The 22,847-nt window shown below is 66.1% G+C and carries 14 protein-coding genes and 1 pseudogene; 6 read left to right on the top strand and 9 right to left on the bottom strand.

Annotated elements, in window-relative coordinates; translation table 11 throughout:
- Positions 1 to 16 precede the first annotated feature (16 nt).
- The 3 genes from FV560_RS00895 to FV560_RS00905 form a co-directional block, all read right to left on the bottom strand.
- A complete protein-coding gene (locus FV560_RS00895) occupies positions 17 to 1,003 on the bottom strand; it encodes an ABC transporter permease (protein ID WP_159618353.1) in 987 nt (328 codons plus the stop codon).
- A complete protein-coding gene (locus tag FV560_RS00900) occupies positions 996 to 2,696 on the bottom strand; it encodes an extracellular solute-binding protein (protein WP_159618355.1) in 1,701 nt (566 codons plus the stop codon). Before FV560_RS00900 ends, FV560_RS00895 begins: the two co-directional genes overlap by 8 nt.
- Positions 2,697 to 2,767: 71 nt before the next feature.
- Positions 2,768 to 4,288, bottom strand: coding sequence for a carboxylesterase/lipase family protein (locus tag FV560_RS00905; RefSeq protein ID WP_159618357.1), 1,521 nt, complete (start codon positions 4,286 to 4,288; stop codon positions 2,768 to 2,770).
- Positions 4,289 to 4,492: 204 nt separating this feature from the next.
- On the opposite strand from FV560_RS00905, the pseudogene FV560_RS20630 reads away from it, so the two are divergent.
- Positions 4,493 to 4,693, top strand: a pseudogene (locus FV560_RS20630) (winged helix-turn-helix domain-containing protein); the annotation flags it as partial.
- A gap of 90 nt (positions 4,694 to 4,783) precedes the next feature.
- Positions 4,784 to 5,317, top strand: a complete 534-nt coding sequence (locus tag FV560_RS20210; protein WP_235019844.1) for a FadR/GntR family transcriptional regulator — start codon at positions 4,784 to 4,786, stop codon at positions 5,315 to 5,317.
- Here the strand turns inward: FV560_RS20210 and FV560_RS00915 are convergent.
- From FV560_RS00915 to FV560_RS00930, 4 genes are all read right to left on the bottom strand, one after another.
- Positions 5,261 to 7,795, bottom strand: coding sequence for a glycoside hydrolase family 2 protein (locus FV560_RS00915; protein WP_159618361.1), 2,535 nt, complete (start codon positions 7,793 to 7,795; stop codon positions 5,261 to 5,263). The genes FV560_RS20210 and FV560_RS00915 overlap by 57 nt on opposite strands.
- 32 nt (positions 7,796 to 7,827) lie before the next feature.
- A complete protein-coding gene (locus FV560_RS00920; RefSeq protein ID WP_159618363.1) occupies positions 7,828 to 8,856 on the bottom strand; it encodes a LacI family DNA-binding transcriptional regulator in 1,029 nt (342 codons plus the stop codon).
- 65 nt (positions 8,857 to 8,921) lie between these two features.
- Positions 8,922 to 10,109, bottom strand: coding sequence for a Bcr/CflA family efflux MFS transporter (locus FV560_RS00925; protein WP_159618365.1), 1,188 nt, complete (start codon positions 10,107 to 10,109; stop codon positions 8,922 to 8,924).
- On the bottom strand, positions 10,106 to 11,341 hold the full coding sequence (locus FV560_RS00930; RefSeq protein ID WP_235019845.1) for an ROK family transcriptional regulator: 1,236 nt from the start codon (positions 11,339 to 11,341) through the stop codon (positions 10,106 to 10,108). Before FV560_RS00930 ends, FV560_RS00925 begins: the two co-directional genes overlap by 4 nt.
- On the opposite strand from FV560_RS00930, the gene FV560_RS00935 reads away from it, so the two are divergent.
- The 3 genes from FV560_RS00935 to FV560_RS00945 all read left to right on the top strand — a co-directional run bounded on the left by FV560_RS00935 (position 11,340) and on the right by FV560_RS00945 (position 16,995).
- Positions 11,340 to 12,008, top strand: coding sequence for a ThuA domain-containing protein (locus tag FV560_RS00935; RefSeq protein WP_159618369.1), 669 nt, complete (start codon positions 11,340 to 11,342; stop codon positions 12,006 to 12,008). The genes FV560_RS00930 and FV560_RS00935 overlap by 2 nt on opposite strands.
- 319 nt (positions 12,009 to 12,327) lie before the next feature.
- On the top strand, positions 12,328 to 14,493 hold the full coding sequence (locus FV560_RS00940) for a glycoside hydrolase family 5 protein (RefSeq protein ID WP_159618371.1): 2,166 nt from the start codon (positions 12,328 to 12,330) through the stop codon (positions 14,491 to 14,493).
- A 78-nt stretch (positions 14,494 to 14,571) separates the two neighbouring features.
- The gene (locus FV560_RS00945) at positions 14,572 to 16,995 is read left to right on the top strand and encodes a glycoside hydrolase family 95 protein (protein ID WP_159618373.1); all 2,424 of its coding nucleotides are present in this window, start codon (positions 14,572 to 14,574) and stop codon (positions 16,993 to 16,995) included.
- An 83-nt stretch (positions 16,996 to 17,078) separates the two neighbouring features.
- On the opposite strand, the gene FV560_RS00950 is transcribed toward FV560_RS00945, so the two are convergent.
- Together FV560_RS00950 and FV560_RS00955 are read right to left on the bottom strand one after the other, a co-directional pair.
- Positions 17,079 to 18,332, bottom strand: a complete 1,254-nt coding sequence (locus FV560_RS00950) for an ATP-binding protein (protein ID WP_159618375.1) — start codon at positions 18,330 to 18,332, stop codon at positions 17,079 to 17,081.
- Positions 18,333 to 18,513: 181 nt separating this feature from the next.
- Complete coding sequence (locus FV560_RS00955; RefSeq protein WP_159618377.1) at positions 18,514 to 21,096, bottom strand: glycoside hydrolase family 78 protein; 2,583 nt, start codon at positions 21,094 to 21,096, stop codon at positions 18,514 to 18,516.
- 152 nt (positions 21,097 to 21,248) lie between these two features.
- On the opposite strand from FV560_RS00955, the gene FV560_RS00960 reads away from it, so the two are divergent.
- Positions 21,249 to 22,799, top strand: a complete 1,551-nt coding sequence (locus FV560_RS00960) for an apiosidase-like domain-containing protein (protein WP_159618379.1) — start codon at positions 21,249 to 21,251, stop codon at positions 22,797 to 22,799.
- The last annotated feature ends 48 nt before the right edge of the window (positions 22,800 to 22,847 follow it).

A 22,847-nucleotide genomic window follows, 5' to 3' on the forward strand; every position in this document is an offset into this window, starting at 1 on the left:
GCCACGAGCTCCGCCATCAGTAGACCCCTCCAGTACCCATGCGTTTGGCAAGTCTGTTAGCGGCGAGCACAAGCGCCGTGCCGAGAACGCCCTTCACGAGACCGGCTGCGCTCGCCAAGCCCCAGTCGCCTCCGATCACACCTCGAAAATAGACGAAGGTGTCGATCACCTGTGCGGCGTCGCGCCCAACAATCGGCTGCTGCAGTAGCAACTGCTCGAATCCGACGGTGAGAACGTTGCCGACTGTGAGAACGAGAAGCAGGGAAATGACGGGCAGCATCCCGGGCAACGTGACGTGCCACATCTGCCGCATCGGCCGGGCACCATCAATCGCAGATGCCTCATAGAGTTCTTGCGGGATCGCCGAGATGGCCGCGAAGAAGATGATCGTCCCCCAGCCGATATCCTTCCACATCACCTGGGCGGTGACGAGCAGTTTGAACGTATCCGGATTGGACATGATGTTCACGCCTTCGAAACCGAGAGAAGCGAGAAGCGCCGCTACCGGACCCGCTCCGCCCAGGATCTGCTGCCAGATCGAAATGACAATGACCCACGAGATGAAGTGAGGAAGATACACGACAGACTGGACCCAGCGCTTGATTTTGCTGGAGATGAGACTGTTCAGCAAGATGGCGAGCGCGATGGGCGCCGGAAACGTGAAGATGATCTGCAGGAGCGCGATCAGCAACGTGTTGACGATTGCGGTGCCCAGCTCAGGGTCGGTGAAGATGCGTGCGAAATTCTCAAGACCGATCCAAGGCGAGCCGCCGATCCCGAGGAACGGCGAGAACTGCTGGAATGCGACGACGTTACCTGCGAGCGGAACATAAGCGAACAGAAGAACGAACGCAAGGCCGGGCAGGATGAACACATACATCTGGCGCTCGCGCCAGATGCGGGTGCGGAGCGCGGCCCTACGCCGCCGACGCGGCTGCCGGCGACCGTCGGACTGCGGCTCCGGCACCTTCGTCTGTGTCCGCTCGGTGACAGTCTCAGTCATTCGCGGCGAGCAGTTCTTCGAGTTCGGTCCGGATCTGGTCGCCGCCGGCGTTCCGCCACTCCTGTCGCCAGTCCTCAAGCGCGTCGAGGGGTGACCGACCGGAGACGATCTGGTTGCGCCAGTCCTCGTGGATCTGGGTCAGCCTCGCTCCCATCGAGGCGCCGCTCGGAGGCGTCAGGCCCAGAACAGGGCTGTCGACAGCGGCAGAGGTCACGTGTTCCATCTGTGCCATCAAACCCTCGGCACGGTGGCCGTTGTCTTCATCGAGGGTGATGACTGAGGGTCCCTGGACACCGAGCCACGTCAATCCCTGACGGTTGGTCTGCGCTGCCGCGTCATCGATCGGAACGATTTCGCCGTCCGCTCCCCGTTCCCAGTTGTAGCCTTCAACACCCATGCTGAGGAGCAGTTTCTCCTTCGTCCCGAATGGCGCCGCCCAGAAGTCGAGGACGCCGAGGAGTTCCCGCAGCCGATCAGGGTCGTCGGAGACCGACGCCGGGAATCCACAGATTCCCCAGTAGCCGTTGCCAGCCGGAACGACGATCTCGCCTCCGTCGTGACCTGGCACCAGGAGGAACTCACACTGCGCGCCTTGGACGGTGAGTTCAGCCTGGTTCATCCCCTGGGTGGCCAACCAGGAGGCGTCATCGGCCTCGAAGAAGGTCTTGCCGTCCATGAAGAGTTGCTTGGCGTTGTTGCGTTGCGCGCCAGTTCCGAGGGCGAGGCCATCGGGATGGAACGACCCGTCGCTCCAGACTCCTGCCAGCCACTCGATCGCTGCGGCGTAAGCATCAGTCTCGACGAAGTTGACCAGTTTGCCTGAGCCGTCCAACTGCCAGTCGGTTCCCACCCGGAACATCCACCTGGCTGCCAACTCGATCTCGTAGGTGCCGAGCCCGGCGACGGGCCACAGGTCGAGGCCCTCCGCCTCGGCGTAGGCGGTGACCTCGGAGAACGCCTCACGCAACTCCGCGGCGTCAGCTGGCTGCCCGCTCAGGCCGATGGCGTCGGCAATATCGCGGCGCATCACCGTCGCCTTCGTGATTGTCGGGTCGGTCCTCGGGACTCCGAGGATTCGCCCTTGCTTCATCGAGTTCTTCCACGAGTGCGTGGGGATGTTGGCCAGGTTCGGGTAGTCGAGGACCCCGTCGCCTCCCAGCACTTCGCTCAGGTCGGCGAACGCGCCGTCGGTGATCGCCTGCTGGACGGCAGGCTCGCCGTCCTGCAGAAACATGATGTCCGGGAGGTCACCGCTGGCGAGCGTCGTGGCGATCTTCTGCTGATAGTTCTCGCCCGACGCGTACCCAGGCTGGAAGTCGACGTTGAGGCGCTCGTTGAGCTCCTGCCACACCGGGTTCTCCGGCAGAGCGTCCGGCGGGGCGAACCACAGCATCTGCAAGGTCGTCACGCTCTCACCGGACCCCGGGGGCTGCTCAACACTCTGCCAGTACTCCGCCGGCCGCGTCGTGTACACAGGCCGGATACCCGGGATGGAACTGTTGATGGCTTCGGCATCCGCCAGCGGCTGGGCCCGGTACGTCGGAACGGTGGCCGGCCCAGCGGCGGAACCATTGCCACTCGGCCCACCATTTCCGGAGCTGCTCCCACAAGCGGTGAGTCCAAACGCGGTTGCGCCGGCCGCAGTCAGGCCGACACCGAGAAGGCTGCGGCGCGAGATGTTGCTGCTAATCACTGTTCTTCTCCTTTGAAGGGTCCTGCATTCTCTATGGGGTGGGCTCAGTGGACGTGCGACATACGACACGTCTAGGTAGCGACCGGAGCGAGCTCGTGCTCTTCCGCGAGGATTCGTAGGCCTGCCAACGGGTCTTCGGTCGTGACAATCTCTTCGTCGAGCACAGCGGTTCTTCGCGCCTCTCCGTACTCTGGCCACGGCCGGCCGCGCGGCAGTGTCGGACGACCTTCGTGAACAAAGCCGGCCCATGCCTTGCTCATCGAATGCATCAAGGTCAGCGGGGGGTTCGACCCGACCTCGGCCGCGGCAGCCTCGGAGTCGTCAACGTGTCGAAAGATGAAGGGCAACTCGAGCGAGTGGCCCGCGCGACGAGCCCAGGCGTCCGTATCGGGGCGACTCCAGCGGAACAGGTAACTATAGGTTCGTCCGGCTCCACTTGCTGCCCTCCGCGCGGACAGAAGACGATTCGTGGGTTGACGGTAGAGCAAGTCACTGTAAAGGGACTCCAAGGCGACGACATCTGAGGCCGCCCCTCCCATCGCGGCCTTGTACGTGCCGGCTTCGGTGCCCGGGTACCGCTCCTGAAGCAGACGCTCCAGTTCGCGACCGGCGAGGTGCTCATCCGTGCTGCGAAGATCGACCTCTCCAGATCCCTCATTCAGGTTGGTACCTGCCAGGAGATCGACCTCTGAGCCAGCACCCTCGGCGATCGCCCGGAGCGGAATTGAAGGCAGGAGCCGACCGTCGACCATGGGCTGAAAGAGGATCCATGGGAGTCGGCGTTCGGTGCGACGTCGGTGGGTGATGGCTACCTGTGCCGCGATGATCTCCTCTGCCGGCAGGGCGAGAAGAGCTCCGGCATCTCGATCGTTCAACCGCAACTCATCCAGCAGCTGCGCAGTAGCATCGGCGGCTTCTTGCGGTAGGTGGACACGTTCAGCGAGAGAGCTCTGTGCGATCACTCCCCGGAACAGGCTTCCGGCCGTCTCGGTCGAGAGCAAAGCGTCGACAACGGCGCCGCCGGAGGACTGACCCATGATCGTGACGCGCTGATCGTCGGCGCCCAGCGCTGTCGCGTTTGCGTGAATCCACGACAGGGCGAGCATGACGTCGTGCAGGGCCAAGTTTCCGGCGTCGGCAAAGTCGTCCCCGAGCAGATGGTCGAGTCGCAGATGACCGAGTGCACCCAATCGGTAGTTCGGTGCGACCACGATCATGTCGTGCGCTGCGGCCAGTCTTCCGCCATCACACAAGGGATGCGCGTTGGATCCGTACATGTGTGCGCCCCCATGGATCCACACCAGTACTGGAAGCGGCCCGCTCGCTCCGACCGGGCGCCACACATTGAGGTTCAGCGCGCCCACCTCTGAAACACGCGCCGAACCCACGCGTGCAGGATCTTGCGGCGAAACTGCGCCAGGCGACATGGCGGACCGGGTGCCCGCCCAGCCCTCATGGAGGTGTGCGCGTCGAAAACGAAGACCATCACCCTCGGGTGCGCCATAGGGCACACCCAAGAGGGCCAGCACCTTGCCATCCTCGGTGTCGCGAACGGCTCCTTCAACATCACCCGCAGCCAACTTGGTGCGCATCGCTCCTCCAAACCTTCGACAGCCAACCTAGAAGATGTCGTACTTCTTTGCAAGCCTTCGCCCCTTGCGGGGTTCGCGATGTCGGATGTTGTGGCCATATGGGCCAGATCGTCGCAGCTCCGACCCAATCACTCCGCCTCAACCTGTCGGACACCTTTTGTCGAAATGATCACGATGTTCACAGTCAGTTGCTAGTCTGCGAACATGCCGAACGAGAGTGCTCCACCACGGGTAGATCAGGTCGTACGTCTCTTGCACGAGGCAATCGCGGACGAACTCCAGTTCGACGACCGCCTGCCTTCTGAAGCTGACCTGGCTGCGGAGTACTCGGTGTCGCGGGCCACGATCAGAGAGGCGATGAAGGTCCTGGCGGGTCGCGGCCTGATCTCCCTCGGACGAGGCAGGCGAGCGACGGTGAAGCGGCCGTCTCCCGAGTTGCTCGGAGACCATCTCTCAGCGATGACCCGTCGGGACCCGGCACGTCTGCTCGAGCTGATGAGTGTGAACGACAATCTCGGTGTGTATGTGGCCGAGCTCGCGGCAAACTCACGCACCGCCGCGCGCGAAGCAGCACTCAGCATGGCAGAACGCGCTTGCGAACTGATGGAGTCCGCGCCTGACCTTCAACGGTTCCGCGTGGCGAACGTCGAGTTCCATCATGCTCTGGTAGCGGCCTCAGGTAATGAGATGCTTCGCTTCGTCCTCGAGGCGATGGACTCGGCGCTTGGTTCAACAGTGAATTCCGCCTACCGGGGCCAATTGTCACTCGGCGAACTACCCGATTCAGGCTCAGTAGCAATCCATCGGGACCTACTCGAGGCGATTCGCGGCCGCCGGGTAGCCGAGGCGAGACATCTCGCACTCGAACACGCACGACGCGTGAGATCTGGCGCGCACCAGCGCGTCGCCACGGTGATGGCGGGCGGCATCGACCCGGGAGAGGTCACGCACGCCCGCCCTCACGGCGAACCGCTAGCTGAGGGACACCAGGTCGTTGAGAGCGCGCAGGACGGGACGCCTGCCCAATGACCCCTCGAGCCCGGACGGTAGTCCACTGACGACCACCTCGGTGCGCTCCCCTGGCAGCAGCGTGATCAACGCTTCAGAGGCGGTGGCGTCAGGATGGAGACGGTCCGGGAAGATCACCAGATCAACGATGAGCGATCGTGCGGTCACACTCACGATCACATCGTCCTTCTCACGAATCGTCGCGGCTAGGACGTCGACCGGCGGCAAGGCAAGGTCTCGCGGTTCGGCGTACAGGTGCGTCGCTCTCAGCCCACTTGCCGTCTCGACAACGAGGATCTCCGCAGTTTTGTCTGCAGCCTCTGCGACATCTGCGGGTATGGGAAGAGTCGTGGCACCAAACCGATCGACGACCAAGCGCGTTTCCATCCTCGCGAGCTCCGTGCCGTCGAATCGGTGCCTTGTCACGGTGACAGACTCGCGCCACGTAGATCCCAGGTCGTTCACACAGGTCACTTCGTACCCCGCCCCGGCGTCCCGGGGGTGCACGGTGACAAGCCGTGGGGCGCCGGCTGCGCGCAGCGCGAACCATAGCGGCTTCGCACGACCATAGCCGTCGACCGCAGCCCAGGAGGTGACCGGCCAACAGTCGTTCAACTGCCAGACGATGTACCCCTGGTTCCGAGGACGACGGGATCGGAAATGCTCGATCCCGAATCGGATGGCATGTGCCTGATTGAGTTGCATGGCCCAGTGCCAGTCGTCGATGGACGTCGGAACATCGAGGTGGGGCCTGAGTCCGCGCTCCAGTTTGCCGTTGCCGTCCTCCGCCTTCTGGTGGTGGAGCATTCCCGGCGAGTCGGGAGTCAACGGCTCATCCCGGATGGACTGGGTCATGGTCGCCCAGGTCGGCGGGCCCTGCCAGCCGAACTCCGACACGAATCGTGCATCATAGTTAGCGTAGTGACGCCAGCTCGCGCTGTTCCAGACATCCCAGATGTGCGTGCAACCGTGCGCAGGATCATTGGGGTGGATGCCTTCGCTCCCGGAGTACGGGCTACCGGGCCAGTAGGGGCGAGTCGGGTCGACCTCAGCAACAACAGCCGGTAGATCCCTCAGGTAATAGCCGCGCCCCCACGTCCTGTCTTCCAGCTTGGGCTGCCAGCCCCAGTCGTGCCAGCCCCAGATGTTCTCGTTGTTTCCGTTCCACAGGATCAAGCTCGGGTGAGCCATCAGTCGGGCGACGTTGTCCTCAGCTTCAGCGATCACCTCGCTGCGCAGCGGCTCTTCCTCGGGGTAGGCGGCGCAAGCGAACAAGAAGTCCTGCCACACCATGATGCCACGGGCGTCGCACTCAGTGTAGAAGGCGTCGCTCTCGTACACGCCACCACCCCAGACTCGCAGAAGGTTCAGATTCGCACCCACGGCCTGATCCAGGCGCTGGCGCAATCGCTGCGGAGTGACCCTGGGCAGAAAGCAGTCGTCAGGAATCCAGTTCGCGCCACGCACCGGCACCGTGACGCCGTTGACCGCGACAGCAAAGCCAGTGCCTGTGTCATCGGCCTCCGTCAGGAGCTCCACCGTTCGGAACGCGAGCTCGCTGGACCAGTCGTCGAGTGGCCCAGCGTCGCTTTCGAGTGTGAGTGATGCTCGGTACAGTGGTTGGTCTCCGAGGTCGACGGGCCACCACAGGCGCGGATTCTTCACGGTCAGCTGCACAGTCGCCCGCGCTGTCCGGCTCTTGTCGTCGGGCTCCACGAGGAGACTGGCAGTCTGCCCCGCGATCTCGCCCACCAGCCGCACCGGGCTCGGCTCGGATGTGATCCAGTCGAGGTCGACCGAGAGATCGACAGTACCCGTATCGCCGCTGACTCTCACGATGGGTCGAACCTGAGAGATCCACACCTGCTGGTGCCGGACCACGCGAGCTTCGCGCCAGATTCCTGCGGTGACGAGCGTCGGACCCCAGTCCCAACCGAAGTTCGAGGCGTTCTTGCGGACGAGGTTGAATGGGGTGGGGTACGCATTGGGGCGTTCGCCGACCTGCTGAGCAACCCGTGCCGCATAGTCCCAAACCGAGTCGAAGCGGACCACGAGCTCGTTGTTACCAGGACGTAGCGCCGGGGCGACGTCGATGATCCACCGGCGATGCATGTTGGCTGTCTTCGCCAGCTCGATACCGTTCAGCAGGACCGTGGCCACCGTGTCGAGCCCATCGAACTCGAGTTGCACACGGGTCCCGGCCGTCAGAGTGTCGTCATCGAACCACTCGGCCGGCGCTTCCAGTACACGCGTGTACGACCACGAGGTTCGACCGACCCAATCGAGAGTGAGTTCGTTCCGATCGATGTAGGGGTCGCAGATCAGACCATGCCGTAGGAGATCGGTGTGCACGGTCCCGGGGGTATCCGCCTCGACCGGCAGCGCGTCGCGGACGCGATCCGGAACCTCAGTGCCGGCGGAGGGGTCGGTGAGCTCGAGGACCCATCCGCGGTCAAGGACGGTCGTATGTGAGGCGCTGGCTACCGGTGGAGTCGTCATGCCGAGAACTTTACCGGTAAATGCGCGATGGGTCAGGTCGTTTCGCCAACGACAAGTTGTGGTCGGGAATAGTCCTCCCCTGAAGCCAACAGGAATCCGCTTCCAGGCGCGCTCGGGGTTCGCAGCAACTCCTCCGCTGCTCGGGAGCCGAGTGCGCCGATGTCGCGCCGGATGGTTGTCAGGCGGGGGCGGATCGCGTCAGCCAGCGCAGAACCGTCCCACGACACGACACCGACGTCGTCGGGAATGCGCCGACCAGCGATCCGGATCGCTTCGACCCCACCGAGTGCGAGCAAGTCGTTTTCGTAGACAATGGCCAGCCGACCCGGCTCCGCCTCAAGCACCTCGCGCGTGACACCGCGACCCGCCTCGGCGCCAGCAGCCGACGACACGACACCGGCGTCGACACCCGATTCGGACGCGGTTGAAAGGAAGGCCTCTGTACGCGTGCTGGTGTAACTGAAGTCGAAGTCGCCGGCGACCCGGATCAATCTCTCGAATCCACGATCCTTCAGGTGCTCGACCACCTGGCGGATCGGACCAAGTTCGTCTGCATGAAGCGTGGCGAAGGCCGTTCCGGGCCCGCCGAGTGCCACGGTGGGCATCTTGAGCTCGGCGAGCAGGCTGGAGCGGCGATCGTCCAGTGCGACATCGGTCACCAGAACGGCATCGACACTCCGGCGACGCGCAAGCGACCGATAGGTCGAGTCCTCACTCGCTTCGTCTGCAGCGACGTGCAGCGCCAACGATGCGCCGGACGCGCCGAGCCTGCCGCTGACTGCGGCAAAAAGTTGCATATAGAATGTATCAAGCGCCAGGTCGGCCACAGTGCGCCTGAGTACTAGGCCGACCGAATCAGCGCGTCCGCCGGCAAGGACACGGGCGGCCGGATCTGGCTCCCATCCCATCTCTGCAGCGGCACGACGGATCCGCTCGCGGGTTGCTTCGGAGACGCCGGGCCGGCCATTCATCGCCAGCGACACCGCCATCTTGGAGACCCCAACTGCGGTGGCGACGTCGGCCATAGTCGGCGAGCCGCGGTGCCGGTCCTGTGAACTCACGCCTGAATGCTAGGCGAACTGGTGGCACGAGAGCGCGTCTCGACGCCACCCTGGTGCTACCCAGATCATCCCCGCAGCCGCAGCGGCCGGACCACCAACCACAGGATGGCGACTCCGAGGAGTTGCGTACCCACCATCACGACGGCCAACGTGCTGACCGCCACTGAGCCCAGCGCTGCCGGCAGCGGGGTACTCACCGCACCCAGACTCTGCCTCGTGGCATTCAGCAATCCGGCGGCGGCACCAGCGGAGTCAGCATGGCGGCTCAACGCGAGTGTCTGGATGCATGGAGTGTTGAGCCCAAGAAAGAAGGTGAACACCCACAAAGGGATCAGGAAGCCAATGAGGTTCGCGGAGCCTGCGAGCGACACCACGAGCATCGAGGCCGTACTCAGCGTGAGACCGGAGGTGGAGATCACGACCACGTGAGGAATCGAAACCCTGGAAACGAGCCGCGCGCCGAGTTGCGTCCCACCGAGCATCAGTAGGGCATGGCTTGCAAAGACGATGCCGTACTGCGTGGCACTCAGTTGGTACACACTCTGAAACACGAACGAGGACGACGCGAGGTAGGTGTACATCGCAGCCCACGCACACCCCGTTACCAGGATGAGGCCGACGAATATTCGGTCTCGAAGGAACAACCGAAACTGTCGCGCACGCTGCGGCAGACCTCCCCTCTGGCGACGCTCGAGCGGGAGTGTCTCGCCTACGACCAGATAGGCGATCGTGCCGAGCAGCAATCCGTAGCTTGCGAGTGCCACGAAGACTCCGCGCCAGCTCAGGACCTGCAGGAGTAGTGATCCGAGCAGTGGCCCCGCTGCGATCGCCGCGCCGGAGACAAGCGCCATCGTTGCAAGCATCCGCAGCATCCGTGCACCCGTGTGGAGGTCGCGGACTTGCGCGAGTGCAACAGTGCCGATAGCCGCCGATGCTAGACCCTGTGCGAACCGGGCGAGAGTGAGAACGCCCACGTTCGGCGCCACCGCGCACACCACCGAGGCACTCGCGTGAAGCACGATCGCCAGCACGATCGGCAAGCGTCTGCCTACCTGATCGCTCCACGACCCGACGAGTAGTTGTCCGACGACCATGCCGCACATCGCGGACGTGAAGGTGAACTGTACCTGCGCCGGATCTGCACCCAGATCGGCTGCGATCTCAGGAAAGGCGGGAAGATAGACATCGATTGTCAACGTGCTCAGGGTCAGCAGCAGTCCGAGCGACAGTACATACAGACGTGGCCGACTCACGATCCATCCGCCGTAGCGATCGTTGGCGAAGGGTCCTCCAGCAGTGAGGCGAACCCGATGTCAGATGCGCCGATGTGGAGTTGCTGACTACCGAGCGTCGGTTCGACGACTCGGACAGCGTCTCGCGCCACATCTAGGTTCGTGTGGGCCAGCGCTCCAGCAACTCGAGTGCCCGCAACGTTAAGGAATCCGGTCAACGCGCCCGCAAGAACGATGACGTCCGGGTCAAACACCGCAACGACCGTGCGTAGGCCACGCGTGAGTTGGGCGGCCAGGCGCTGCATCACTGGATGGTCAGCGCCGAGGTCAGCCATCCTCTCGGCGAGGCTCGCTGCGCTCCGCTCCACACCGTTGCCGCCGATGGCTGCATCGAGCGCCGCAGCGGACAGGTGGGTCGTCAAGCAACCGTGAGCTCCGCAGTAGCACAATGGCCCGTCGTCGGAGACAGCAACGTGAGCGAGGCGCCCTGCCAACTCATGTGAACCTCGCAGCAGGCTTCCCGCGCTGATGATGCCTGCACCGACGCCACCTGGACCGGCGTACAGGTAGATGAGGTCGTTCGTCTCCCGGCCGGTGCCCCAGCGCCACTCGGCGAGTGCTCCTGCATGGCCATCGTGCGCCAGTTCGGAAGGCAGCCCAGTTGCCTCGGCGAGCGCCGTTGCCAGCGCGACGCGCTGCCATTGAAGGTGCGGGGCGTTCACCACCAGCCCCTCATCGCTCTTCACACGGCCTGGCACCACCGCGACCACACGCAGAACCCGACTTATCCCATTGAATGGGACAAGGAGGCGATCGAGTAGCCGCGCGGCCTCACCCACAACCCACTCGGGATCGCGCACCGACGAATTCGTCGCCGCTACTGCCAGGATTCGTCCCCCAAGCCCACAAAGCGCGACCTCAACACCGGTCACGTCGACGTAGACGGTCGCGACCAGGTGCTGATCTGTCGGCTCGACCACGGGCGATGGGCGGCCACCACCAGAGCCCTGGCGGGCCTTGCCGACAGTCACCAGCCCCGCCGACGCGAGGGTGGACAGGACAAGTCCTACTGTGGGTCGACTCAGCCCACTCCGCACGGTCAGGTCCGCCCGAGACGTCGGTCCATCGCGATGAATGAACTGAAGCACTTTCGCGAGGTTGGTCCGACGAAGACCTTCTGACGTCGATGGTTCGCGGTTCGGCACGTCAGCACGGTAGCGTTTATTAGACCCACTAACAAATGGAGGCGACATGGCAGATGTGCGAGTGCTCTCGGGGGCGGGACGATACGCGGACCCTTACCACGCCTTTCCGGACACCACGAAGCGACTGGAGCAGCTGCTCCACACGGAGGGTCACCGAGTTGAGGTCACTGAGGAGGTAGAGACTGGATTGGCAGACCTGCGCGGCGTCGACCTTCTCGTCGTCAATGTCGGCAAGCCGGCAGAGTCCGAAGCCAGCAGCGCGAGAGACGCGGCAGCATTGGGGCTCCGTGATCACATCGCGCGGGGCGGCGCCTTGTTGGCTGTCCACGTCTCAGCCACTTCCTTTCCCGGTATGGACGCCTGGGAGGAGTGCCTGGGCGGACGATGGGTCGCCGGACAGTCCATGCATCCTCCACACGGTCTGGCGGATGTCGTGGTGCACACGGGTACGCACCCCATCGTCGAGGAGACACCTGACTTCACGGTCTGGGATGAGCGCTACAGTTTTCTCCGCTACTCACCTGACGTCCACGTACTCGCGCATCATGTTCATGACGGCGTGCAGCATCCCTTGCTCTGGGCCCTAGAGCATGGGCACCGGCAAGGACGTGTGGTCTACAGCGCACTTGGGCACGACGTGCGCTCCTACGACTCTGAAGAGCACCTCGAGATTCTCCGGCAGTCCACACGGTGGCTTCTTCACGAAACCGCATAGCCGCGGACCAAGAGCGCGCTCGTCTCAACGTGGCCAGAATCACTCCGGCACAAGCGCGGCATCGAGATAGCTTCCTCACTACCCGAGCCGCGGCTGAAATCGGTGTGCGCACCCGGCAATGTGCGCTTAGTCCGCTGCCCACATCACTGAAATGCGTTGCGACACTGCCCCGACGAGCTACCCTGAAGTGGAACCACTGTCAGTGCTGCATAATCATGCATCGATCTGACAGTCATATGAGCAACACTCACCGGCCGGACGAGCGGGCGGGCCGGCTGAGGAGGTGGCCCACCCGCGCTTCTCACGTTCGGAGTTGAGCATGAGCGACATCCCCCTCGCCCCGTTCGTCATCGACCACCACCAGCGCGAACCGTCCGCAGCCAATCTGTCGTTCCTGCTGGACGCCCCGGCCGGGCGGGACGGTTTCATCCGGGTCCAGGACGGGCACCTGGTCACCCCCGACGGCGAGCGCCTGCGCATCTGGGGTGTGAACCTCACCGGCTGGACCAGCGGCTCCACGCTGCTGCCACCCAAGGACGAAGCGCCCGTCTGGGCGGACACCCTGGCCCGATTCGGCATCAACTGCGTGCGCTTCCACTTCCTGGATCTGCCCCGGCGGAACGAGGCCGACACCCGGCCCAGTGGGCTGATCGACCCTGGGCCCGATCACACCCAGTCCTTCGACCCCGAACAGCTGGACCGGCTCGACTTCTTCGTCGCCGAGCTCAAACAGCGCGGGATCTACACCAACCTCAACCTCAACGTCGGCCGCACCTACAAGGCCGGCGACCACGTGCCCGACGGTGAGGCGGTGAGGATCTGGAAGGGCATGACCTTCATCGGCGAGCGCCTGATCGAGCTGCAGAAGGACTACGCCCGCGACCTGCTCACACACCACAACCCCTACACCGGCAACGAGTACGCGCACGAGCCCGCGGTGGCGATCGTGGAGATCGTGAACGAGAACTCCCTGCAGGAGTTCTGGATGCGCAACTGGCTCCGGGGCGAACGGACCACCGACAGCCCGGACATCCAGCTCGACTTCCCGCCGTTCTACGCCCGCCAGCTCGATGCGATGTATCAGGGGTGGCTGGCCGAGAACCGCTCGGAAGCCCAACTGGCCGAGCTGCGAGACCTCGCCGGGGTCGCGGCAGGTGAGGTGATCCCGCGGCTGCGCGTGGAGCAGTTCGCCGAGGCACCCACGTCGCTGTTCCACGCCGAGGGGGAGTTCTACGGCGCCGTCGAACGCACCTTCTTCCTCGACATGAAGCGCTACCTCACCGACGAGTTGGGCGTCGAGTCGGTGATCGTCGGCTGTGCCGATCACACCTACTGGATTCCGAACCAGCCGATCATCGCCGGCACCTCCGAGCTCGATGTGGTCGACGGTCACGTGTACTGGCAACACCCGGCGATCTGGGGCGCGCGCAACACTCCGATGGTCGATGACCCGCTGGACTCCACCATCGTCAAGCTCAGCCGCTCCCCGGTGGCCGGCAAGCCGTTCACGGTGAGCGAGGTCAATCACCCGAACCCGAACTCTTCCGCGGCCGAGATGATCCCGGTCCTCGCCGCCTATGCCGCCTTCCAGGACTGGGACGGCATCTTCTTCTACACCTTCGAGCCGAAGCTGCAGGGTCAGTACCAGCCCCATGTGGCCGACAATTTCGACATCACGCTCGATCCGGTGAAGATGATCCAGATGGCGGCCGGGGCGCTGATCTTCTCCCGGGCCGACGTGCAGCCCGCGCGGGAGACCGTCAGCCGTTCCTACTCGGCCGAACAGGTGCTGGAGAGCATGCGGCTGCCGGAATCGGCCCGCCCCTACTTCACGCCGGGATTCCCGGTCTCGACGGCGTTGCGGCATGGGCTCCGGATCTCCTCCCTCGACGGCGAGCCCACCGCCGACCACGGACCGGAGCAACCCGGCCCCTACCTCGCCGACACCGGCGAGCTCGGCTGGTACGTCGAGGACGAGCGCGGCGGCCTGGTGACGATCGACACCGACCGCACTCAGGCCCTGGTCGGGCACGTGAAGGCCCACGGGCGCAGCACGCGCCACCTGAGCGCCGACGTCGTCAACGAGTTCTGCGCGATCACCCTCAGCGCGCTGGATGATCAACCGATCCCTCGCAGTGAACGGCTGCTTCTCACGGTGTGCTCCCGCATCGAGAACACCGGCGCCCAGTGGAACGCCCGCCGCACACTCTGGGAGACCTGGGGCGAGGGCCCGACGCTGATCGAACCCGTGACGGGCTGGCTGGTGCTGACCGACCTGCAGGGTCCGATCGACATCCAGGTCACCCCTCTCGACGGCTCGGACCGGCCGATCGGCGAGCCGCTGCACGCCCGCCGGCTGGAGATCGGGTGGGAGATCCCACTCGGCGACCCCGCCACCACCCAGTACCTGCTGCACCCGGTGCGCTCGGCCGAGCAGGCCCAGCGCCTCGCTCAAGGCGGACAGCAGTGGGAGTTCTTCGGCTGACCGGCCCACGACTCCCATCCCCACCAGGACAACCCTGGCGAGAACCTCTTCCTATCCCGTGAGAAAGCGGAGCACATCGTGACCACCCCGGACGACGACCTCACCCTCTGGTACACCACCCCTGCCCGAACCTGGCAGGAGACGTTGCTGCTGGGCAACGGCCACCTCGGCGCCAGCGTGTGGGGTGGCGTGGAACAGGAGGTGATCGACCTCAACGAGGACACCCTCTGGACCGGCGAGCCCGGGTACGAGCCCAACCCGAAGGCACCGGGCGCCCTGCCCGAGGTGCGCCGACTGCTGCTTGCCGGCGAGTACGCCCGCGCACAGGAGCTCGCCGCAGACGCCCTCGGCGGGATCGGCGGCACGGGGCTGTACATGCCGCTGGGCCGGCTCACGCTCGACCTTCCCTTCGGTGAGGTGAGCGGCTATCGCCGCCAGCTCGATCTTTCTGCGGCGACGGCGCAGGTCACCTTCACCCATGACGGCGTCACCTACCGCCGGGAGGTCTTCGCGTCGCATCCGGCCGGTGCGCTGGTCGTGCGGCTGAGTGCGGACCGCCCGGGGATGGTTTCGTTCCGGGCGTCGCTGTCCAGCCAGCTGCGGCACGAGACCGGCACAGTGGCCGGCAGGGATGGCCCGGTGCTGCGGATGTCCGGCCGTGCCCCGATGCGTGCGTTCGACTACTCGGGGCAGACCCGCGAGCCGGAGTATGACGACGGCCCCGAACAACGGGGAATGCGATGGGAAGCGCGACTCGCAGCCATCGCCGAGGGCGGCACGGTGGCGATCAGCGAGGACGCTGACGTCGTGATCGCCGACGGGTGTGACGCCGTGACACTCATCGTGGCCGCGCGCACGAGCTACGCCGGCCCGCACGCGAGTCCGAGCCAGGCCGGCCTGGACGAGAAGGCGCTGGTCGAGGCGGACGTGAGGGACGCCGTCGGGAGGGACTACGAAGCCCTGCACGGCGAGCACGTGAGTGATCATGCCAACCTGTTCGGCCGGGTCCGGCTGGACCTGGGACGCTCGGAAGCGGAGGCGCTGCCGACCGACGAGCGCGTGGCGGCGTATGTAGCGGGCAGCGGTGAAGATCCGGGGCTGGCGGCGCTGTACTACCAGTTCGGGCGGTACATCCTCATCGCCACCTCCCGGCCGGGCAGTCAGCCGGCGAATCTGCAGGGAATCTGGAACCCCTCGATCAACCCGGCGTGGGGGTCAAATTGGACAATCAACTGCAACGCCCAGATGAACTACTGGCCGGTGGAGGCGGCGAATCTGGCCGAATGCCATGAGCCGCTACTGGAACTGACGCGCGAGTTGAGTGAGAACGGGGCGCGGGTGGCGCGCGACCACTACGGCGCCCGCGGCTGGGTCTCGCACCAGGGCACCGACGTCTGGCGCTACGCTCAGCCGGTGGGCAGCAATCCACAATGGTCGAACTTCGTCGCCAGCAACGCCTGGCTGTGCCAGCACCTGTGGGAGCACTACGCGTTCTCAGGTGATCTCGATCAGCTTCGCCACGCGTGGCCGACACTTCGGGACGCTGCGGCCTTCCACCTGGACCTGCTCGTCGAGGAACCGGAGCACGGCTGGCTGGTGACGGCCCCGGACATCAACTTCGAGAACATCTGGGTGGCACCGGATGGCACCACTGGCTCGCTGGCGATGGGCACCACGCCGACGACGCAGATGGTGCGCGAGCTGTTCACGAATGTTCTGACCGCATCCCGGCTGCTGGAGGAGAGGGCAGAGCTGGAGGACGAGGCAGCGGGTGTGTGCGAGGAGATCGCGGCGGCCCTGCCGCGGCTGGCGCCGATGCAGATCAGCCCGACCACCGGGCAGCTGCAGGAGTACCTGGAGGACTGGGGGCGCACGATGAAGGCGGAGGTACTCTCCAGCTGGGGCGCGGTGTGTAGTGCGCAGATCCACCCGCGCCGCACGCCCGAGCTGGCGGCAGCGTTGCGGCGGATCTTCGACACCGAGCGCTGGTGGGAGGAGAAGGAAGATCCGCTCAAGGGCTCGTGCCTGGGCAGCTGGGAGGGCGGGTTCCAGTCGATGGCCTACGCCCGGCTCGGCGACGGGGATGCGGCACTACGAGTGTTCGACCTCCACCTGCAGAAGGCGGTGCAGCCCAACCTCGGATCGAAGTTCATCGGGCACTCCCCGACGAACCCGATGTTCCAGATCGACGGCAACCTCGGCCAGACCAGCGCTGTGAACGAGATGCTGCTGCAGAGCCACGTACATGAGGGCGGCGTGTACGAGTTCGACCTGCTGCCGGCACTGCCGGGCCAGTGGTCCGACGGCTCGGTTGCCGGCCTGCGCGGGCGCGGCGGCGTCGAGGTGGACCTGCGCTGGCGCGGCGGGGCGCTCGAATCCGCCACCATCCGGTCGGTCACGGGCACGACCACCCGGGTGCGCTACGGGGAGCGCACACGCGACCTGGCTCTGGCGCCGGGTGAGCAGATCCGTCTCGACCGGGATCTGGCGACCGCGGAGTGACCGCGCCATCCGAGCGGCGAGGGCGGCCCCAGTGTCGCTCGGAGCGCGAGATTCGACACTCACACCACCCTCGCGATCGCTGCTCAGTGCTCCCAGAGGGTGGCCAGCGGCAACGCCCAGAGCCGGTCACCGAAGGGCACGGCACGTGTTCCCGTATACAGGACCACCCCGGCGACGAACCGCTCACCCACCTTGTCGCGGAGAAGTTCCAGACCACGGAAATCACCCGCTCCGACCGTCGCAGCAGACTTCACCTCGACGCCGACCACCTCGCGGCGACGATCTTCGAGCACGATGTCGACCTCACGACCGTGGTTGTCACGGTAGTGGGACAGCGAGTAGGACTTCTGCGACCAAGCACGCTGTTTCACCAGCTCACCGACCACGAAGCCCTCGACGAATCCACCGGTCAACGTCGAGGACACCTCGCGCTCGAGGCCGTCGACGTCGACTCCGGCGAGATGGGCCGCAAGACCAGTGTCGCTCAGATACACCTTCGGCGTCCGCACCGCGCGAGTTGCTCGGTTGTTCGACCAGCCCGGGACTACGCGGATCAGGTAGACCGATTGCATCGCCCGGAGGTAGGCGGGCACGGAACGTTCCGGTATGTCGACCTCTCGCGCGGCTCGCGCTGTGACGAACTCGCTGCCGTTGCGGGCGGCGAGAACGTCGAGCAGCGGTCCGAGCCGATCCAGATGCGTGATCCCGGAGACATCGGTGGTGTCCTTCGAGAGCACACGATCGGCGTAGTTCTCCAACCAGCGGCCGCGCGCACGGGCGGACGCCTCGCGGAGTTCCGGGAATGCGGGGGCAGCCGCGATCTCCAGGTAGTCGCGGCGGGTGTACGCGGGTCGATCTGCGGGCACCCCGGCCGGTAGCCTCCAGGCATACGCAGCGAAGTCCTCGACCCGCTCTGCCACCTCCCCCCGACTGAGGCCCTCGAGCGGAATGGTCTGCGCCCGGCCTGCCAGCGATTCCTGCGCTCCTCGCAGTGACAGCAGATCAGCCGAACCTGTGACGATGAAACGGCCTGGTCGTCGGTCCTGATCGACCGCTGCCTTCAATGACGTGAGCAGCGCAGGGACTCGCTGGATCTCGTCGATGGCGAGCAGACCGTCCGGATACTGCATCGCGAACCCGTCTGGGTCCCGCTCAGCGGCTGCGCGGTCCACGGCGAGATCGAGGTTGATCGTCCGCGCATCTCTGTCCGAGATGAGTTGCTGCATCAAGGTGCTCTTGCCGACCTGCCGGGCTCCGCTGATCACCGTGACCGGAGTGTCAGCAAGCGTCTCTTCCGCGAGATCACTCACGTTCCGATGGACGAGATGGGGCGCCATAGGCATCAGGCTAGCGTTGGTTCTGCGGATTCGCCAGGCTACGGTTGCGGATTCGCCGGATCGCCGTTGCGGATTCGCCAGGTCTTCGTTGCGGATTCGCCCCGGCGACGGTGGCCTGGGTGTCGTTCAGAGCGCGAGATTCGACACTCAAGCCACCTTCGCCGGGCGGGCCGCGCTCAGTTCAGGTCCGCATCCGGCGATGCCGCCCGTGCCCGAGTAGCTCCGGCTCCGAGTCCGGCAGCTCCAGGATCGCCTCGGCACCCACGGGTACCGTCACGTCGACCACGAGTTCGCCCCGGGCGATCCGCCACGAGATCGCGGCCTCGCCGTAGGGGGTGAGGTGCCGCGCCGAGGCGTGGGTGAGCCCACCACCGGGCCGCGGGGCGAATCGGATCCGGCGATATCCAGGCTCAGCCGGAGCGAGCCCGGCCACCACCCGGTGCAGCCAGTCCGCCACGGCGCCCAGGGCGTAGTGGTTGAACGAGGTCATCTTCCCCGGGTTCACGGTGCCGTCGGGCAGCATCGAGTCCCACCGCTCCCACACCGTGGTCGCGCCCTGCTCCACCTGATACAGCCAGCTGGGGCACTCCCGCTCCTGCAGCAGTCCGTAGGCGGTCTCCAGCTCCCCGGCCGAGGTCAACGCATCGGTCACCAGCGGCGTCCCAACGAACCCGGTCGCGATCCGATGCCCGGCCTCGCGCACCAGCTCGGCCAGCCGCCGCCCGGCGACCTCCCGCTGCTCAGGCGTGAGCAGGTCGAACTCCAGCCCCAGGGCATAGGCGGTGACGGCGTCGCTGGTCATCCGCCCGTCGCCCAGTACGTAGGTGGCCCGGAAGGCCTCGGCGACGGCGTCCGCGAGCCGCCCGTAGCGGGCGGCGTCCTCCGCCTTGCCCAGTCTCTCGGCGGTCTGAGCCATCAAACGCGAGGACCGCGCGAAGTAGGCGGTCGCCACCAGGTAGCGGTCGGTGCGCGCATCGGCCGGATCGTCCGGTGGGGCGGCCGGGTCGAGCCAGTCGCCGAGTTGGAAGCCCTCGTCCCACAGGTGATCGTCGCCGGCGAGCCGGTCCACCAGATCCACCCACCGGCTGGCGCTGCCGTACTGGGTCTCGAGCACCCCCGCGTCGCCGAAGCGCTGGTACAGGGTCCACGGCAGCATCGTGGCCACATCTCCCCAGGCGGCACCGGGGCGGATCGGGGTCCACATCCGGTGCGCCGGGATCACCGGCACGTACCAGGGCACAGTGCCGTCCGGGAGCTGATCAGCCTCGACGTCGCGCAGCCAGCCGGCGAGCATGCCGGAGACGTCGTACAGGTAGGAGGCCGTGGGCCCGAACACCTGGATGTCCCCGGTCCACCCGGCGCGCTCGTCGCGCTGGGGGCAGTCGGTGGGCACGTCGACGAAGTTGGAGCGCATCCCCCAGACGATGTTCTCGTGCAGCTTGGTCACGAACTCGTCGGAGCACTCGAACCAGCCGGTGCGCTCGGCATCGGTGTGCAGCACCCGCGCCACCAGGGCGCCGTCGGCCACATCGGCGTCGAGATCGCCGGGCCACCCGTCCACCTCCACGTAGCGGAACCCGTGAAAAGTGAACCGCGGCTCCCACTGCTCGGTCTCGCGCCCGGCCAGGGTGTAGTGGTCGGTGGAGCGCGCCGAACGCAAGGGTCGCGTGTACAGCTCACCCTCCTGCAGCACCTCGGCCGTACGCAGCCGCACTGTCGTCCCCTCCGGGCCACTCACCCGGATCCGCACCCGCCCGGCGAGGTTCTGCCCGAAGTCGAGGATGCGATTCCCGGCCGGGGAGGTGAGCACCTCAACAGGCCTGATTTCTTCGGTGCAGCGCACCGGGGGCGCCGTCGGGGCGACCAGCGTGGCGAGGTCGCGGTAACGCACGGCCACCTGCTCCCACGCGCCATCGTCGAACCCGGGCGTCGACCAGCCGGGCCGTCCCAGCCGGGCGTCGTGATCCTCGCCGTCGTAGATGCCCGAGCGCAGGATCGGACTCGGCGCGGTGCGCCAGCTACGGTCGGTCGCGATGGTCTCGACCCGCCCGTCGGTGTAGGTCACCTCGAGCTGGCCGATGAAGGACAGGTCCTCCCCGAAGACGTTCCGGAACCCCTCGTACCAGCCGATTCGCCCGCGGTACCAACCGTCCGCCAGCCAGGCCCCGACGGCGTTCTGGCCCGGGTGCACCAGCTCGGTGACGTCGTAGGTGTAGTACCGCAGCCGGGTGTTGTAAGAGGTCCAGCCCGGCGAGAGCGTGTCGGTACCGACCCGGGCGCCGTTGATCTCGGCCTCGTAGAGCCCATGGGCACTGGCGTACAGGCGGGCGCCGGCGATGTCGCCGTCGAGAGAGAACTCCCGGCGCACCAGCGAGGGGCGGCGGGAATCGGAATCGCGCGGTTCCAGCGATCGGGCGCCGACCGGCCGGGCCTGCCAGTCCGCGGGGGCCAGCAGACCGGCCTCCAGGACCGTCGGCTCAGACGGGTCCGACCAGTGCCCGTCCTCACCGCGGACCTGCACGCGGACTGTCGCGACCTCCCGGGACGAGAGGGGTTCCAGCGGCCACGGCACGAGGATCTGCTCGGCCGAGTCGACCTCCACGGCGTGCTCGTCGCCACCGCGGGCCATGAGCAGCCGGTAACCGACCTGCCGCCACCCAGGCGCTGCGGAGCGGACTCGCCAGGAGATCCGCGGGCTCGCCTCGCCGATGCCCAGGGGCTCGCGGTGATGTTCGATCGTGGGGGCGTCGACAATGACGCTCATGGGAACCACCTTCGTTTCGAAACGTTTCACTCTCATCGTAGTAGACGCTAGATTGGTGGTCTGACGCAACTGAGCACGTTTCACATGCCCTGGCACGCAGCGCCCGGGCAAGCGAGAGCCCGTCGATGTGCGGGACGACGAGGAGGTCGGGTATGCCGCAGCAGACAGCGCACGTGAACCAGCCGCACGAGATCGAGCTCACCGGACCGGAGCAGCCGATCCGCGCCGATCGCGTGCCGTTCCAGGCCACGTTCACCCACGAGGGCGGCCGGTCCATGACCGTGCTGGGCTTCTGGGACGGCGAGCGCCGCTACCTCGCCCGCATCGCTCCCCCGCTCACCGGAACCTGGACGTGGCGCACCACCAGTGACGCTGCCGAGCTGGATGACCGATCCGGCGAGTTCACCGCTGAGCCTGCTGAGCCCGCTGAATCCGACAACTCCCGCCCCGCCCACGGAGTCGTGCGGGTCAACTCTCGTTTCCACTTCGCCCATGAGGACGGCACCCCGTTCCGCCCGGTGGGGGCCACCGTCTACAACTGGATCCATCAGGACGAGCCGCTGCGCACCGAGACGGTGGCCTCGCTCAGCGAGGCCGGCCTGAACAAGCTCCGCTTCATGGTCTTCCCGCAGGCCGGCGGCTACGTCGAGCACGTCCCCGAGCTGATGCCGTTCGAGGAGACAGCGGACGGCTGGGACGTGAGCCGCCCGAACATCGAGTTCTTCCGCCGCCTCGACTCCCTCGTCGCGGACCTGGGTAGCCGCGGCATCGAGGCCGATGTACTGATCTTCGACGCCTACGATCGCGGCGTGTTCGGCCTGAACGAGCTCACCGAGTCCCAGGACGCCGCCTACCTGCGCTACCTGGTGGCACGGCTCGGCGCCTACCCGAACGTGTGGTGGTCGCTGTGCAACGAGTTCGACCAGATGACCGACCGACCCACCGAACGCTGGACGCGCGCCGGTGAGCTGCTTGCCGAGATCGACGCGCACGATCACCTGCGTTCGATCCACAACTGGATCGAGCTCTACGACTACAACCAGCCATGGGTCACGCACGTCTCGATCCAGAACGGCTTCGCGACTGAGGCGCTCGGTCGCGCGAGCCTGTACCGGGACGTCTACGGCAAGCCGGTCGTGCTGGATGAGATCAAGTACGAGGGCGATTGCCCCGAACGCTGGGGCCAGCTCAGCGGGCAGGAGCTGGTGGACCGGTTCTGGATCACCACCAGCTCGGGCTGCTACGCCTCACACGGGGAGAGCTTCGTCACCGAGTCCGGCAGCCTGCACATCGTCGAGGGCGGCCGGCTGCGCGGTGAGAGCCCCGTACGCCTGGGATTCCTACGCGAGGTGCTGGAGGGACTGAACGTCCCCGGCTTGGACCCGATCGACAAGTGGGACGACCCGGCCTGCGTCGTCGGCGAGCCCCGCGAGCAGTACCTGGTCTACCTCGGCCGCGAAGCCCCTGCCGAGTGGACGTTCCGGCTGCCTCAGGGCCACGGCGGCGACCGGCTCGAGGTGGGAGACGCCTTCGCTGTGGAGATCATCGACACCTGGAACATGACGCGCACCCCGGCTCCGGAGTCGTTCACGCTGACAGACGTGCAGCGCAACGATGCCTACGCCACCGGCAACCCCCCGCTCAGCCTGCCCGAGGGCGAGGCAATCGCCCTGCTGATCACCCGCGTCCCCAGTACCGCCTGAGACGACCGCCCACCTGCACGCGCCCCAGGGCCACAAGGAGAGAACAGC

It is taken from the genome of Ruania rhizosphaerae (genome assembly GCF_009805705.1).
Classification (GTDB): domain Bacteria; phylum Actinomycetota; class Actinomycetes; order Actinomycetales; family Beutenbergiaceae; genus Ruania; species Ruania rhizosphaerae.

Excerpts from the sequence above, each read along its gene's own strand:
- FV560_RS00935 (WP_159618369.1), top strand. The coding sequence starts at position 11,340 with ATGGCAGATGTGCGAGTGCTCTCGGGGGCGGGACGATACGCGGACCCT.
- FV560_RS00960 (WP_159618379.1), top strand. The coding sequence starts at position 21,249 with ATGCCGCAGCAGACAGCGCACGTGAACCAGCCGCACGAGATCGAGCTC.
- FV560_RS20210 (WP_235019844.1), top strand. The coding sequence starts at position 4,784 with ATGAGTGTGAACGACAATCTCGGTGTGTATGTGGCCGAGCTCGCGGCA.
- FV560_RS00955 (WP_159618377.1), bottom strand. The coding sequence starts at position 21,096 with ATGAGCGTCATTGTCGACGCCCCCACGATCGAACATCACCGCGAGCCC.
- FV560_RS00930 (WP_235019845.1), bottom strand. The coding sequence starts at position 11,341 with ATGTCGCCTCCATTTGTTAGTGGGTCTAATAAACGCTACCGTGCTGAC.
- FV560_RS00895 (WP_159618353.1), bottom strand. The coding sequence starts at position 1,003 with ATGACTGAGACTGTCACCGAGCGGACACAGACGAAGGTGCCGGAGCCG.
- FV560_RS00915 (WP_159618361.1), bottom strand. The coding sequence starts at position 7,795 with ATGACGACTCCACCGGTAGCCAGCGCCTCACATACGACCGTCCTTGAC.
- FV560_RS00950 (WP_159618375.1), bottom strand. The coding sequence starts at position 18,332 with ATGGCGCCCCATCTCGTCCATCGGAACGTGAGTGATCTCGCGGAAGAG.
- FV560_RS00940 (WP_159618371.1), top strand. The coding sequence starts at position 12,328 with ATGAGCGACATCCCCCTCGCCCCGTTCGTCATCGACCACCACCAGCGC.
- FV560_RS00905 (WP_159618357.1), bottom strand. The coding sequence starts at position 4,288 with ATGCGCACCAAGTTGGCTGCGGGTGATGTTGAAGGAGCCGTTCGCGAC.